Genomic DNA, 14,699 nt, shown 5'->3' with positions numbered 1-14,699 from the left:
GCCCCGCCGGTTCGTCGTCGCGTCGGCTCCTCGTTCCGCGCCCCGTCCCGCCTTGCCCGCCCTGCGCCGTCCGACCCGAAGGACCCCCATGAGCACCATTGCCCCCACCGCCCCGGCCGATCCCACCGGGGTTCCCCTGCCGCAGCAGCCGATGCACGACTCCGGCCCGCTGTTCGTGCCACGCCCGCCGCGGGCGCTCGGGGAGGAGGTGGAGCTGCGGGTGTGGGTGCCGCACAGCTGGCCGGTCAGCGCCGTCGCGCTGCGCACCATCGTCGATGGGGAGATCTCCACGGCGGTGCTGGCAGCTGAGCAGCCCCATGCCGCCCTGCCGGGCGGCACCTGGTTCGCGGTGACCACGACGGTGGTGAACCCTGTCCAGCCCTACCGCTTCTGCCTGGTGGGCGATCCGGAAGCAAGCGCAGAGGTGCCGAGGTACGCGTGGCTGACCGCAGCCGGCATCGTCCCCTGGGACGTCGCCGATGCGACCGACTTCCGCCTGGTGGCGCACGAGCCGGCACCGGACTGGGTGGACGACGCGGTGGTGTACCAGGTGTTCCCGGACCGCTTCGCGCGCTCCGCCGCCTCCCCCACCGATGAGCACGGCCGCTTCGCCCCGGACCAGCTGCCGGACTGGGCCCGCCCCATGGCCTGGGACGAGCCGCCCGCACTGGACGGCATGGTCAACGGGCAGCAGCTCTACGGCGGTGATCTGGACGGGGTGATCGAGCACCTGGACCACATCCAGGAGCTGGGGGCCGACGTGGTGTACCTGACCCCGGTGTTCCCCGCCGGCTCCGCGCACCGCTACGACGCCAGCACCTTCGACCGTGTGGACCCCCTGCTGGGCGGGGACGAGGCCCTGGTGCGGCTCTCCCGGGCGCTGCACGAGCGGGGCATGCGGCTGATGGTGGACCTGACCACCAACCACACCGGGGACACCCATGAGTGGTTCCGCACCGCCCAGGCAGATGCCGGCAGCACCGAGGCCGGCTTCTACCGCTTCCACGAGCACCCCGCCGACTACCGCTGCTGGATCGGGGTGCCCGCCCTGCCCTCGCTCGAGCATTCCTCCCCGGAGCTGCGCGAGCGCCTGCTGTCCGGGCCGGACAGCGTCGTGGGCCGCTACCTTCGCGCGCCCTTCCTCGCGGACGGGTGGCGCATCGACGTGGCCAACATGACCGGCCGCAACGGTGCGGAGGACCTCACCCACGAGGTGGCCCGCACCATCCGCGCCACCATGCGCGAGGTGCGCGAGCACACCGGGCGGGACACCTGGCTGCTGGCGGAGCACGGTCATGACGCCAGCGGTGACCTGGCCGGCGACGGCTGGCACGGCACCATGAACTACACCGGCTTCACCCGTCCCCTGTGGGCGTGGCTCTGCCCCGAGGGCTCCCCGCTGAACTGGCTGGGCCTGCCGATGACCGCACCGCGCATCCCCGGCTGGGCAGCGGCCCGCACCCTGCGCGACTACAACGCGCACCTGCCCTGGCCCTCCCGCCTGCACTCCCAGAACCAGCTGTCCAGTCACGACACACCGCGCACCCGCACCGTGGTGGGCGACCACCAGGCGCACCTGGTGGCGATCACCGCCCTGGCCGCCCTGCCCGGCGTGCCCACGGTGTTCTCGGGCGACGAGCTGGGGCTGCAGGGCCTGACCGGGGAACACTCCCGCACCCCGATGCCCTGGGAGGCCGTCGACCGCGTGCGACGGGGCGAGCCGGTGCAGCCCTCCACCGTGGTGGAGGAGCAGATCGATCCCGGGATCTGGCCGGTGCTGCGCGAACTGCTCGCGCTGCGCAGGCGGCACCCGGCGCTGCGTCGGGGCGGCATCCAGTGGCTGCACATGGGTGAGGATTCCCTCGTCCTGCTGCGCACGCACCCTGCCGGGGACATCCTGGTGCACCTCGCCCGCGCCGCCCATGGCAGGGTGGAGATCGACCTGGCCCATCTCCCGCCCACCGAGGCGCTCGAGGCCCTCGCCGCGATCGGCGGTGCACGCGCATCGGCCGCGGGCCAGGTCCTGGCCCTGGAGGCCGAGAGCCCCGGCGCCACCATCACGCTGCTGTCCCGCAGCGCTGCCATGACCCCCGGGCCGGATGGCCCGGCCCCGACCGCTCCCGTCCAGGAGGACACCCCGTGACCCAGAACGCCCCCGTCACCGCTGACCACCGCGCCACCGAGCAGGCCCACCGCCAGTGGTGGCGCGACGCCGTGGTGTACCAGGTGTACCCGCGATCCTTCGCCGACAGCGACGGCGACGGCATGGGCGACCTGCCCGGCATCACCGCCCGCCTGCCCCATATCGCCGAGCTGGGGGCCGACGCCGTGTGGCTCTCCCCCTTCTATACCTCCCCGCAGAACGACGGCGGCTACGACGTCGCGGACTACCGGGACGTCGACCCCCGCTTCGGCACCCTCGCCGACGCCGACGAGCTGATCGCCCGTGCCCACGAGCTGGGCCTCAAGGTGATCGTGGACATCGTCCCCAACCACTCCTCGAGCGAGCACGTGCTGTTCAAGCAGGCCCTGGCGGCTGCCCCCGGCTCCCCCGAGCGCGAGATGTACATGTTCCGCGAGGGGCGCGGGGAGCACGGCGAGCTGCCGCCCAACAACTGGCAGTCCATCTTCCACGGGGACGCCTGGACCCGCGTCACTGAGGCCGACGGCACCCCCGGGCAGTGGTACCTGCACCTGTTCGACACCACCCAGCCGGACTTCAACTGGGAGAACCCCGCCGTGCACGAGCTGTTCGCGGACGTGCTGCGCTTCTGGCTGGACCGCGGGGCGGACGGCTTCCGGGTGGACGTCGCCCACGGCATGGTCAAGCCCGAGGGCCTGCCCGACTCCCCCGTCGACTCCGAGGGGATGGCCGTGGTGCCCGAGGGCGAGGTGCCCGTCTACTTCGACAACGACGGCGTGCACGCGATCTACCGCGAGTGGCGCGCGATCCTGGACGAGTACCCCGGCGAGCGGATGATGGTGGGCGAGGCCTGGATCCCCGAGGCCTCGATGCCCAAGTACGTGCGCCCCGACGAGATGCACCAGGTGTTCAACTTCGGCTTCCTGCAGTCCCGCTGGGACGTGGAGGCCTTCCAGCACGCCATCTCCGAGCCGCTGCGGCTGGCCGACGAGGTGGGGGCGCCGACCACCTGGGTGCTGTCCAACCATGACGTGATCCGCCACGCCACCCGCTACGGCTTCCCTCCCGAGCACCGCTTCGGCGAGGGCCTGTCCCGCCAGGAGCACCCCGACGCGCAGCTGGGCCTGGCGCGAGCCCGCGCCGCCACCCTGCTGATGCTGGCCCTGCCGGGCTCGGCCTACCTGTACCAGGGCGAGGAGCTGGGGCTGCCGGAGGTGGCCGACATCCCCGACGAGCTGCGCGAGGACCCCGCCCACAAGCGTGCGGGCGTGCCCGGGCGCGACGGCTGCCGGGTGCCGCTGCCCTGGCAGGCCGATGCCCCCGCCTTCGGCTTCTCTGCGACCGGCGCGTCCTGGCTGCCCCAGCCCGCGGTGTTCGGCGAACTCGCCGCGGACCGTCAGGAGGGCGTGGCCGGTTCGACCCTGGAGATGTACCGCGAGGCGCTGCGACTGCGGAAGGCGCTGAACCTGGGCGCCCACGGCCGCGGCGACGAGGTCCGCTTCACCGACAGCGCCCCCCAGGGCGTGCTGATGGTGGAGCACGGGCCGGTGCTGGTCGTGGTCAACACCACCCACGCTGCGGTGCCGCTGGAGGATCTGCCGCTGCCCGACGGCGCCCGCGTCGTGCTGGGCTCGGCTTCCGAGCCGGCTGACCATGCCGCGGTCGGCCCCGACACGGCGCTCTGGCTGGTCGGACCCGGCGTCTCTGTCTGAGGCGGCGCTGCGGCGACGTGATCTGAGACCGACACGCGCTGTGCGCCCCCGCCCTTCTTCGGGGGGGGCGCGCGCCGACTTCCTATACTCGGTTCGGTCGTGACCTCGGCCAGGTCCATGCTCTCGGAGGTAACTGCCCATGTGCGGAATCGCAGGATTCGTCGACTCGATCACGCAGGACCGCAAGGACGTCGTCCGGGCGATGGCCGATCTGATCGTCCACCGCGGCCCCGACAGCGACGGCTACTACGTCGACGAGCATGCCGCGCTCGGGTTCCGCCGTCTGTCCATCATCGATCTGGACCACGGCCATCAGCCGATCCCGAACGAGGACAGCACGAAGTGGATCACCTTCAACGGTGAGATCTACAACTTCCCGGCGCTGCGCGCCGAGCTCGAGGCCGCTGGACATGTGTTCCGCACCCACGCCGACACCGAGGTGATCCTCCACGGCTATGAGGAGTGGGGCCAGGAGGTCGTCACCCGCCTGCGCGGCATGTTCGCCTTCGTCATCTGGGACGCCGAGGCCCGCACCCTGTTCGGCGCCCGGGACCCGTTCGGCATCAAGCCGTTCTACTACCAGCACAACGACAGCACCTTCCTCTACGGCAGCGAGATCAAGTCCTTCCTGGCGCATCCGCACTTCGTCAAGGAGGTCAACGAGGAGGTCCTGCCGGACTACCTCAGCTACGAGTACATCCCCGGCGAGCAGACGCTGTTCCGCGGCGTGAAGAAGCTCCTGGCGGGCCATATGTTCACCTATGCGGACGGCGAGCTCGACATCCAGCGCTACTTCGTCCCGGACTTCGCACCTGAGTCCGCGCCGGATCGCGACGAGTGGGTCCGCCGCATCCGCGAGACCATCTCGGAGAGTGTGGACGCGCACCGCATCGCCGACGTCGAGGTGGGCTGCTTCCTGTCCTCCGGCATCGACTCCTCGTACATCACCCACGAGTTCGCCTCCCGGACTGAGCACGTGCGCGCCTTCTCCGTGGGCTACAGCGAGGAGCGCTTCTCCGAGCTCTCCTACGCACGGGACTTCGCCGAACACATCGGCGTGGACTTCTCCGCGAAGGTGCTGGGGGCCGACGAGACCTTCGACGCGGTCGCCCAGATCCAGTACCACATGGATGAGCCGCTGCCGAACCCGTCCGCACTGCCGCTGTTCTTCCTCACCAAGCACGCCGCTGAGCACGTCAAGGTCGTGATGAGCGGCGAGGGGGCCGACGAGCTGTTCGGCGGCTACAACCAGTACCGCGAGCCGCTGGACTACGAGCTGTACCAGAAGGTGCCGGCTCCGCTGCGCCGCGCCGTCGGCGCCGCCGCTGCGCGCCTGCCGAAGGTGCCGGGCCGACGCTTCCTCTCCCGCGCCGCCAAGCCGCTTCGCGAGCGCTTCTTCCGTCAGCAGTACGTGTACAGCGAGGCTGAGCGCATGCAGGTGCTGCGCAAGGGGTCCCCTGCGGCGCAGGCCGCCGTGCCCACTGCCGAGCGGACCCGTCGGATCTTCGACGAGGCCTCCGGCTACGACGACATCACCGCGATGCAGTACGCCGACATCCAGACCTGGATGATGCACGACATCAATCTCAAGGCCGACAAGATGTCGATGGCGCACTCCCTCGAGCTGCGCGTGCCATTCCTGGATCGCGCGGTGTGGGCGACCGCCCGCCGCCTGCCCTCCGAGCACCGCGTCACCCGTGAGAACACCAAAGTGGCGCTGCGCGACGCCGCCAGGCAGGTGATTCCCCGCGCCACGGCCGACAAGAAGAAGCTCGGCTTCCCGGTCCCGCTGAACGAGTGGCTGCGCCAGGAGCCCTACACCGGCCGGGTCCGCGCGATGTTCGCCTCCGATGCGGCCCGCACCTACTTCGACCAGGACCACATCATGGCTCTGTTGGATCGCCATCTCGAGGGCGTCGACGGCGGCATGAAGCGCATCTGGTCCATCTACTGCTTCCTCGTCTGGCACGACGAGTTCTTCCTCAAGCGATGACCCAGGAGGGCCGCATGTCCGCCGACACCCCCGCATTCGACGCCGTCCTGGTCGGCACCGGTCTGGGCGTGTACACGCTCGCGACAGCGCTGCACGCCGAATACGGCATCGTCTCGACCACTGTGACCCGTATCGCCGTGGAGGCACAGCGTCGCAGCGCCGCCTCCGTGGTGCGCGAGCTGGGCGCCTCCGCCACCGATGACGACGTCATCGCCGAGCTGCTGACGATCGCACGCACCCGCGCCGCCGAGGACCGCATCCGGGGTCTGGAACCGCGCCCGCTGCTCCTGCTGTGCAATGAGGACGCACTCGTGGAGCTGTTCGCCCGCCACCGCGAGGTGCTGGAGAAGCACTACCGTCTGCCGATCCCCTCCGACGCGGCGCTGCGCCGGATCGTCGACAAGGGCGAGTTCGCCCAGCTGTGCCGCGACCTGGAGGTCTCCCAGCCGGTCACCGAGATCGTCGACCTGGCCGACGACTCCCCGATCCCGCCGCTGGACATGCCGTTCCCGGTGGTGGCGAAGGTGACCCGCGCCAGCGACCTGCAGAGTCTGACCATCCCCGGATACCGGAAGGTCTACTTCATCCCGTCCCAGCAGGAGCTGGACGATCTGTGGCGCCGCCACCGCGAGGCCGGCTTCCGCGGCCGCTTCGTGGTCCAGGAGCTGGTGCCCGGCGATGACACCGCGATGTGGTCCATCACCGCCTACCGCGATGGTCGCGGCGAGGTCACACTGCTCTCGAGCGCGCAGGTGCTGCTCGAGGAGCACACGGCGGAGGCGCTGGGCCGACCGGCTTCGATGATCACCACAGCGCAGGACGACCTGTTGGACATGGCCCGCCGGGTGCTGGATGCGATCGACTACCGCGGTTTCGCGAACTTCGACGTCAAACGCGATCCGCGCACCGGTGAGTGGAAGTTCTTCGAGATCAATCCGCGCATCGGCCGCAACAACTTCTACGTCACTGCGGCCGGGGCGAACGTGGCCCGATTCGTGGTCTCCGACGCGATCCTCGGTGCGGCGATCGAGCCGGTCGTGGTGACCCGTTCGATCCTGTACACGCTGCTTCCGGTGCGTTTCATGCTGCGCTACGTGCTGGACGCGCAGCTGCGCGCGAAGGTCAAGCAGGCCGCCCGGGAGAAGGTCGCGAACCCCTGGGTCTACGGGCCCGATGGTGGGTGGGCGCGCCGCTATGCCCAGCTCGTGGGGCTGAACCACGTGCGCAAGTTCCTGCGCCACTATCCGCGGCCCACCGAGAGCGGTTTCTGATCCGCCGGCGCGCGGTGCCCGGTCCCGCGCTGATCCTCGTGGGGCCTCGCGATCGGCGGGTCGCACGGCATCTCAGCGGCGGAAAGCGGGGCTGATGTCCTTGCCGGCGGCCGTCACAGTGGCCAGGGCGAGCTCGGTCAGTGAGTCGACGATGCGCTCATCGCCGCGGAAGCCGTGCTGGTCGAAGATCACCGAGAGCTCGGTGCATCCCAGCACCACCACACCGGCACCGGCATCGATCGCCTCGTCGATGCAGCGGTCGAAGAGGTCGCGGTCCACCGGGGCTCCGGCCTTCACCTGGTCGTAGATCAGGGTGTTGATGCTCTCCTGCAGTGCGCGCGGCGGCTCCCAGCTGGGCTGACCGATCCGCTCGAGCGCATCCCGATAGACCCCGGCGCGCATGTTGCCCTCGGTCGCGAAAACCGCGACGGGTCGCTCGGCGCCGGCGCGATGCGCGGCGGTGGCGGAGGTGTGCTCCACGATCGACAGGAAGCGGACACGGTCGCTGAGCGCCTCCTGAACGGCGCGCACGAAGTGATGGGCGGTGTTGCAGGGCAGCACCAGGATCTCGGCACCGATCCGCTCCAGCACGCGCGCATCCCGAGCGATCACCGGGCCGGGATCGGGAGCCGTCGGGTCGAGGATCGCGGCGGTCCTGTCCGGTGTCGAGGAGTGCTGGCTGACGATGACATCCAGGTGGTCCTGATCGGTGGGCGCACTGGTGGCGCGGACCAGGACGTCGAGGAACACCGCAGTGGCGGCGGGGCCGAGACCGCCGAGCACGCCCACCACGGGCGCCGACCAGGTGCCAGGGTCCAGCGCAGCCTGCTCGCTGCTCGGCGGGAGGGCGCTCATGCGGCGTCGCCCGGTGTGTAGTAGCGGCGGAACTTGCGCACGTAGTTGGTCATGGCTGCGGCGATCATCGCCCAGCGCCGGGGGTTCCTCTCGACGCCGCGGTAGATCAGCGGGTTCTTCACGCGTTTGGCGTCGAGCACGCGCGTGAGCTGCTCCTTCGCGTCGGGCAGGGTCGTGTAGTGCTTCACGAGCGCGACCGGTACCACGGTGTAGAGCGTCTCGGGCTGATCCTGCACGATCCCGTCGGCCCCTTCGCCGGAGCCGGGTCCTTCGGTGGGCAGCCCCGCGCCCAGGTGCTCGTCGACGTACCAGGTGACCGGGTTGTGGCCGCCCGCGGTGACGTAGTAGTTGGAGCGGCCCAGGCGAGGGTTCAGCTCGAAGAACTTGGTGGCGCCGTCGCGCGGGTCGTACTTGAGATCGAAGTTCGCGTAGCCGGTCCAGCCGAGCTCCTTGCACAGGCGCTGGGCCTGGGCGGTGACCTCGCGGTCCACGGAGGTGATGATCGCGGCGGGGTTGCCGATGGCGCCGGGGCTGTGCTCTTCCAGCAGGGTGCGGCCGAAGGAGGAGAACCGCACCACGGAGTCGGCATCGCAGTAGCAGGTCAGGATCCGCATGTTCTGGTCGTCACCGGGGATGCGGTCCTGCACGATGATCGACTCGCGGTAGCCGGCCCCTTGGATGCGGCGCAGCAGCTCCAGCAGGTCCTGGGCGCTGTCCACGGTGTGCACCTTCTGTTTGCCCGCGAAGTCCGACTTCTTCCATTCGGAGACCTCGGCGGGCTTGGCGATCACCGGGTAGGTGAAGGGGACGTCGAGGCCGTCGACGTCGGCCGGCAGATCTTCGGCGAGGTCGAACACGCGCGTGAGCGGGTGAGCGATATCCAGACGCCGGCACAGCTCGGTGAAGTTCTGCTTCTCGGTGCCGGCGCGGAAGGTCGCCAGGTCCACGTACGGGGCCACCCAGCGCTCGTCCAGGGCGTCCGTCTCGTCGCGCACCCGGATGATGGCCTTGACCGTGGCGTCGGCCGATCCCAGCAGCAGCAGTCGTCCCTCAGGGTGCGCGGCGGCGACGTCCTGCAGCACGGGGGCGAGCTGGGCGGCGTCGAACGGGTCCGCGCAGCGCACGTTCTCGATGATCGCCGAGCGCGAGATGTGCCAGCCCTGCAGTCGGGAGATCACCACTGAGCGGATGCCGTAGGCCTCGTGGAAGGCGCGCGCCAGGGAGTAGGCGCCGATGTCGCCGCCCACCACGACGGGGATGAACGCGGGCAGGGAGTCCTGGGGGTGCGGGGCAGACATGAGCGTCAGTGTATAGAGGCAACCACTGCCCGCTGCGGCGCCCCGGGGGCCGCGTTGATGTGTCTCGACACCCCCGGCAGTCCTGCCTACGCTGGGGGTATGACCGAGAACACGTTCACCTTGACCTCCTCCGCCCTTCCCGACGGCTCCGTCGTCTCCGGTGAGCACCTCGCTCCCGAGCAGGACGGCTCCTCCGTCTCCCCGGATCTCTCCTGGTCCGGTGCCCCGGAGGGCACGAAGAGCTTCGCGGTGACCTGCTACGACCCGGACGCTCCCACCGGTTCCGGCTTCTGGCACTGGGTGGCCTGGGACATCCCCGCCACCACCACGTCCCTTCCCGCCGGGGTGGGGCGCCAGGACGACTCCCTCACGCAGGCCACCAATGACTTCGGCCGCGCGGGCTACGACGGCCCCAACCCCCCACCGGGCCCCGCGCACCGCTACGTCTTCACCGTGCATGCGCTGCCGGTGGAGTCCCTGGGGGCCGACCCTGCTGATCCGCACGTGGGCATCCGCTTCGCGATCTTCACCCAGCAGCTGGGCTCCGCCTCCCTCACCGCGACTTATCAGGTATCCGACTGAGGTACAAGGGGGGAACTCTCCGTGACACGGAGGGCGTGCCCCGTCGTGGTGCTCGCCGCGGGACCGTAGTCTCGGTGACATGAAGGCGAGGGGCACGCACCGTGGAAGGTCGGTACCGGGATCAGACCCCGGTCTGACCCGGTTCGGCCTTCCGTCGGAGGCGCCTGCGCGCACCGGGTGGGATGCTCGAGGGGTGAACAAGCTGAGGCTCCGCCCCCAGGAGCGGAACGTCCCCCACCCGGAGCGGCCGTTGCGCGTGCTGCTGACCACCGACTGGTGGGAGCCCGTGGTCAACGGTGTGGTGGCCTCGGTCAGCACCCTGCGGCGCGAGCTCGAGGCCCTGGGCTGCGAGGTGCGGGTCCTCACCCTCTCCGACGGGATGCGCACGTGGAGTGAGGGCGGTGTCTACCACATCGGCTCTCTCTCCGCCCAGCTGGTGTACGACCATGCCCGCATCGGCATGCCGGCGAACCGTCACGTGCTGGGCGAGATCATGGCGTGGCGGCCGGACGTGGTGCACTCGCAGTGCGAGTTCTCCACCCACGTGTGGGCCCGCCGCATCGCCCGCACCCTGGGGGTGCCGCTGGTGCACACGTACCACACCATCTACGAGGACTACACGCACTACTACTCCCCCAGTCGCACCGTGGGCCGCAGGGTGGTGGCCTCGTTCTCGCGCCGCCTGCTGGAGCGCACGGATGCGGTGATCGTGCCGACCCAGAAGGTGTCGCGCCTGTTGCGCTCGTACCGGGTGCGCCGGCCCATCCACGTGGTGCCCACGGGCCTGGACCTGCAGCGGTTCCGGCCCGCGACCACGGCCGCAGAGAGGGAGGACGCCGCTGCCCTGCGGGCCGCGATCGGGGTGCGCCCCGACCAGCGCGTGCTGCTGTCCGTGTGTCGCCTGGCCAAGGAGAAGAACCTCGACGAAGTGCTGGACCACGTGGCGGCCTCCGGCCGCGAGGACACCGTGCTGGTGCTGGTGGGCGACGGCCCCTACCGCGAGGAGCTGGTGCACCGGGCCCGCACGCTGGGCATCACCGACCGTGTGCTGTTCGTCGGGGTGGTGGATCCCTCCGAGGTGCAGCGCTGGTACCGGATCGGGGACGTGTTCGTCAGTGCCTCCCTCAGCGAGACCCAGGGGCTCACGTTCATCGAGGCGCTGGCCTGCGGTCTGCCGCTGCTGTGCCGTCGCGACCCGTCCCTGGACCCGGTGGTGATCGACGGGGTCACCGGTTGGCAGGTGGAGGGCGAGCAGGAGTTCTGCGAGCGCCTGGACCAGCTGTTGGGGGACCGCATCTCCCGCGAGGCGATGTCCGGTGCGGCGGTGGAGCACGCCCACGCCACCTGCGGGGCCCGCGAGTTCGGCCGGGCGGTGCTGGAGGTGTACCAGCAGCTGCGCAGCCGCCGCGCGCCGCGGATCCTGACCCGTCAACCGGTGCCGGCATGAGCACCGCCGACGCGCTCGTGAAGCCGCCCCCGCGCTCCGCGGTCCGGGCTGATCGCCCGGCGGTCGGCGCCCCCCGCTGCGATGCTCTGCGGGTCGCAGCTCGCTTCTCGCCCCTGCTGGGGCTGGCGGTCAGCATCGGCCTGGTGTGGTGGGGCTGGCAGGCCGGTGTGCTGCGCTCCCTGGAGAACCTGCAGGCCTTCATCGACGGCCTCGGCGCCTGGGGCCCGATCGCGTTCCTGATGGTCTCGATCGCCTCGGTGATCTTCCCGGTGATCCCCGGGGGGCTGCTGGTGGTGGCAGGGCCCGTGCTGTTCGGGCCGCTGGAGGGCACCCTGTACAACTACCTCGCGGTGTGCTCCGGCTCCTTCGCGAACTTCGCGATCGGTCGACAGGTGGGTCTGGGACTGATCGAGCGGGTGTTCTCCCCGAAGGCGGTGGAGAAGGCGCTGGGCTGGACACGCAGCCCCCATTTCACGCGGGTGTTCGCCACCGCGATCGCCCTGCCCGTGGCCCCGGACGATCTGCTGTGCTATCTCTCGGGCACCACCCGGATGCGGTGGCGCACCTACCTGCTGATCATCCTGACCTGCAAGCCGTGGTCGCTGATCGCCTATGGCCTGGGCGTCTCCGCACTGCTGGTGAAGTTCATGCCATGGTGACGGGCCGGCCTCACGCACGCCCGAACACCCGCCCGGTCCGCCCTGCCCGCCCGCTGCGGGTGCTGATGCCAACGGGTATGGCCCGCATCGCCAAGCAGTCCGGCATCGGGGCGGCCATCCGCCACCAGGAGCAGGCGGTGCGCTCCCTGGGCCACGAGGTGGTCCGATCCCCGCTGCGCCCCTTCGACGTGATCCATCTGAACACCCCGTTCCCGGACACGCTGCTGCTGTCGTGGTGGGCGCGCCTGCGGCGCCGTCCGGTGCTGATGTGGGCGCACTCCACGGAGGAGGACTTCCGGGACTCCTTCACCGGCGCCAATCGGATCGCGCCGCTGTTCCGCCGGTGGATCGCGCTGCTGTACCGGCGGGGCGACGCCGTGATCACCCCCACCCCGTACTCGCGCAGCCTGGTCTCCCAGCCGAAGTACGGGATCCGCACCCGCATCCACGTGCTCTCCAACGGGGTGGACACCTCGTTCTTCCGCCCGGACGCCTCGGCCCGCGGCCGCCTGCGGGACTCCCTGGGCCTGCCTGGTGAGTCGCGCGTGGTGATGAGCGTGGGCATCCAGATGGTGCGCAAGGGCATCCTGGACTGGGTCCAGGTGGCGCGCTCCATGCCAGAGGTGCACTTCGTCTGGTACGGCCACACCGATCCGCGACTGATCACCAAGGACGTCGAAGCCGCGATCGCCTCGGCCCCCGCCAACTGCCTGTTCCCCGGGTACGTGGGGGCTGAGGTCCTGCGCGATGCGTACGCGGGGGCCGACGCCTTCTGCTTCCTCACGAAGGAGGAGACCGAGGGGATCGTGCTGCTGGAGGCCCTGGCGTGCGGGGCCCCGGTACTGCTGAGGGACATCCCGATCTACCGCGATTGGCTGCCCGACGGGGCGGTCACCCACATGGTGCCCGGCAACGGCCCCAGCTTCCCCGCCACGGTGAAGGAGCGCCTGGGGGCCCTGCTGGACGGCGAGCTGCCGGATCTCACCGCAGCCGGTCAGGCCGCCGCGCAGGAGGTGGACCTGGGCCGGGTCGCGGAGCACCTGGCGGGGATCTACGAGGCCGAGGGGGTCATCCGTCGGTCCTGAGAGGATCGCCGGTCAGCGCCGGCGGTCGGGCCGCCACAGCACCAGCGCACCGCCGGGCGGGCGCTCGGGCCTCTCCCCACGGCGCAGGGAGGTCACGCGGCCGGAGCGGTCGGCGGAGAACACACGGCCGCCGGAGCGGGCGGCCATCTCCTCGATGGCCTCGTGCACTGCGCCGAGCTGCTCGCGCAGGGAGGCCACCTCGTCCTGCAGCGCGAGGATCCGCTTGATGCCGGCCAGGTTGATGCCCTCCTCCTGGGAGAGCCGCTGCACCTCGCGCAGCTGGGCGATGTCGCGGGCGCTGTAGCGGCGTCCACGGCCGGCGGTGCGGCGGGGGGAGACCAGGCCGATGCGGTCGTACTGACGCAGGGTCTGGGGATGCATCCCGGAGAGCTCCGCGGCCACCGAGATCACGAACACGGGGGCGCGCTCGTCGATGCGGTGGGGGCTCATCAGGGATCACTCCTTCCTGCGGTTCATTCTCTCAGCGTGCGGATCGCTCCGGGCGTGGATCGCTCCGGGCGTGGATCGCTCCGGGCGTGTATCGCTCCGGGCGTGGATCGATCAGCGGGCAGCGGCCTCGGCGAGGCCGGCACGGGGATCCTCGTCGGCGAGCGCGTCACGCAGGTCCTCCACGGCCTTGCGCGCCGCGCCCTCCACGTGGGTGGGCACCGCGACCTGCACGGTGACCAGCAGGTCACCGGTGCGCTTCGTCGTGACCAGGCCCTTGCCGCGCACGCGCAGGGTGCGGCCGGCCGGGGTGCCGGCGGGCACCTTCAGACCCACGGTGCCGCCGTCCAGCAGCGGCACGGTCAGGGTGGTGCCCAGCACTGCCTCGTCGAAGGACACGGGCACGGTGATCCGCAGATCGGCGCCATCGGCGCTCCACACCGGGTGCTCGTCCACCTCCAGGGTGAGCATCAGGTCACCGGCGGGGCCGCCACCGTGGCCGGGCCGGCCCTTGCCGCGCAGGCGGATCCGCTGGCCGTCGTGCACCCCGGCGGGGATGCGGGCGGTGACGGTGCGGCCGTCGACGCTCAGGCGCACCTCGGTGCCCAGCGCCGCCTGGCGGAAGCTGATGCGGGTGCGGGCATCGATGTCCTGGCCGGCGCTGGGCCGAGGGCCATGCCCGCCGCCGAAGCCGAAGCCACCGCCGGGTGCGCCGCCCTGCTGGCCGAACATGCGCAGCAGGTCGTCGAGGTCGGGCTCGGGCCCGCCGCCGGCAGGGTTGAAACCGCCGGGGCCGCCGCCTCGGGCTCCACTGAAGCCGCCCTGACCACCGCCGAACATGGCGGAGAAGATGTCGTCGAAGCCTGCACCGCCGGCGCCGCCCGGGCCACCGGGGCCCGCAGCGAAGCGGGCACCGCCGGAACCCATGGCCCGGATCGCGTCGTACTTCTGGCGCTCCTCGGGATCGTTGAGCACCGAGTAGGCCTCACCGACCTGCTTGAACTGCTCCTCGGCCTGCTTGTCGCCGGGGTTGCGGTCGGGGTGGAGCTTCTTGGCCTTCTTGCGGTAGGCCTTCTTGATGTCTTCCGCGCTCGCGTCCTTAGAGACGCCGAGGACCTGGTAGAAGTCCTTGTCGAGCCAGTCCTGTCCGGACATGTGGAGCGCCTCCTTCCGGGAGCGTCAGGGAAATTGAGATCTGTGGGGTGGT

Annotated in this window: 12 protein-coding genes; 8 read left to right on the top strand and 4 right to left on the bottom strand. The window is 70.8% G+C overall.

All coding sequences use genetic code 11. The features are described from left to right. Positions 1 to 88 precede the first annotated feature (88 nt). From M3B01_RS13035 to M3B01_RS13020, 4 genes are all read left to right on the top strand, one after another. Positions 89 to 2,143: a glycoside hydrolase family 13 protein gene (locus tag M3B01_RS13035; protein WP_259792691.1), complete on the top strand. Its 2,055-nt coding sequence runs from the start codon at positions 89 to 91 to the stop codon at positions 2,141 to 2,143. After that, on the top strand, positions 2,140 to 3,855 hold the full coding sequence (locus M3B01_RS13030) for a glycoside hydrolase family 13 protein (protein WP_259792689.1): 1,716 nt from the start codon (positions 2,140 to 2,142) through the stop codon (positions 3,853 to 3,855). The genes M3B01_RS13035 and M3B01_RS13030 overlap by 4 nt, the downstream gene beginning before the upstream one ends. Before the next feature lie 139 nt (positions 3,856 to 3,994). Continuing rightward, positions 3,995 to 5,848 carry an asparagine synthase (glutamine-hydrolyzing) gene (gene asnB / locus M3B01_RS13025; protein ID WP_259792685.1) on the top strand — a complete coding sequence of 618 codons (1,854 nt, stop codon included), beginning with the start codon at positions 3,995 to 3,997 and terminating at the stop codon, positions 5,846 to 5,848. 14 nt (positions 5,849 to 5,862) lie between these two features. Continuing rightward, the gene (locus M3B01_RS13020) at positions 5,863 to 7,119 is read left to right on the top strand and encodes a carboxylate--amine ligase (RefSeq protein WP_259792683.1); all 1,257 of its coding nucleotides are present in this window, start codon (positions 5,863 to 5,865) and stop codon (positions 7,117 to 7,119) included. A gap of 72 nt (positions 7,120 to 7,191) precedes the next feature. Here M3B01_RS13020 and M3B01_RS13015 read toward each other — a convergent pair whose 3' ends face one another. Then, entirely contained in the window at positions 7,192 to 7,974 is a 783-nt protein-coding gene (locus tag M3B01_RS13015; protein ID WP_259792680.1) for an aspartate/glutamate racemase family protein, read from the bottom strand. Next, the gene (locus M3B01_RS13010; protein WP_259792678.1) at positions 7,971 to 9,272 is read right to left on the bottom strand and encodes a hypothetical protein; all 1,302 of its coding nucleotides are present in this window, start codon (positions 9,270 to 9,272) and stop codon (positions 7,971 to 7,973) included. Before M3B01_RS13010 ends, M3B01_RS13015 begins: the two co-directional genes overlap by 4 nt. A 99-nt stretch (positions 9,273 to 9,371) precedes the next feature. Here M3B01_RS13010 and M3B01_RS13005 point away from each other — a divergent pair, with 99 nt between their 5' ends. The 4 genes from M3B01_RS13005 to M3B01_RS12990 all read left to right on the top strand — a co-directional run bounded on the left by M3B01_RS13005 (position 9,372) and on the right by M3B01_RS12990 (position 13,045). Next, the gene (locus M3B01_RS13005) at positions 9,372 to 9,854 is read left to right on the top strand and encodes a YbhB/YbcL family Raf kinase inhibitor-like protein (RefSeq protein WP_259792677.1); all 483 of its coding nucleotides are present in this window, start codon (positions 9,372 to 9,374) and stop codon (positions 9,852 to 9,854) included. A gap of 193 nt (positions 9,855 to 10,047) precedes the next feature. Then, positions 10,048 to 11,301, top strand: a complete 1,254-nt coding sequence (locus M3B01_RS13000) for a glycosyltransferase family 4 protein (protein WP_259792676.1) — start codon at positions 10,048 to 10,050, stop codon at positions 11,299 to 11,301. Beyond that, positions 11,298 to 11,960, top strand: a complete 663-nt coding sequence (locus M3B01_RS12995) for a TVP38/TMEM64 family protein (RefSeq protein WP_259792674.1) — start codon at positions 11,298 to 11,300, stop codon at positions 11,958 to 11,960. The genes M3B01_RS13000 and M3B01_RS12995 overlap by 4 nt, the downstream gene beginning before the upstream one ends. 77 nt (positions 11,961 to 12,037) lie before the next feature. Continuing rightward, positions 12,038 to 13,045 carry a glycosyltransferase family 4 protein gene (locus tag M3B01_RS12990; RefSeq protein ID WP_259792672.1) on the top strand — a complete coding sequence of 336 codons (1,008 nt, stop codon included), beginning with the start codon at positions 12,038 to 12,040 and terminating at the stop codon, positions 13,043 to 13,045. Positions 13,046 to 13,057: 12 nt separating this feature from the next. Here M3B01_RS12990 and M3B01_RS12985 read toward each other — a convergent pair whose 3' ends face one another. Then, positions 13,058 to 13,495: a heat shock protein transcriptional repressor HspR gene (locus tag M3B01_RS12985; RefSeq protein ID WP_259792670.1), complete on the bottom strand. Its 438-nt coding sequence runs from the start codon at positions 13,493 to 13,495 to the stop codon at positions 13,058 to 13,060. Between the two features lie 111 nt (positions 13,496 to 13,606). Continuing rightward, a complete protein-coding gene (locus tag M3B01_RS12980) occupies positions 13,607 to 14,647 on the bottom strand; it encodes a DnaJ C-terminal domain-containing protein (RefSeq protein ID WP_259792669.1) in 1,041 nt (346 codons plus the stop codon). Between the last annotated feature and the right edge of the window lie 52 nt (positions 14,648 to 14,699).

It is taken from the genome of Brachybacterium sp. p3-SID957, assembly GCF_025144775.1.
Classification (GTDB): Bacteria; Actinomycetota; Actinomycetes; order Actinomycetales; family Dermabacteraceae; genus Brachybacterium; species Brachybacterium epidermidis.
Note: the sequence above shows the minus strand (reverse complement) of the source record. Positions and strands in the feature narration are given on the sequence as shown.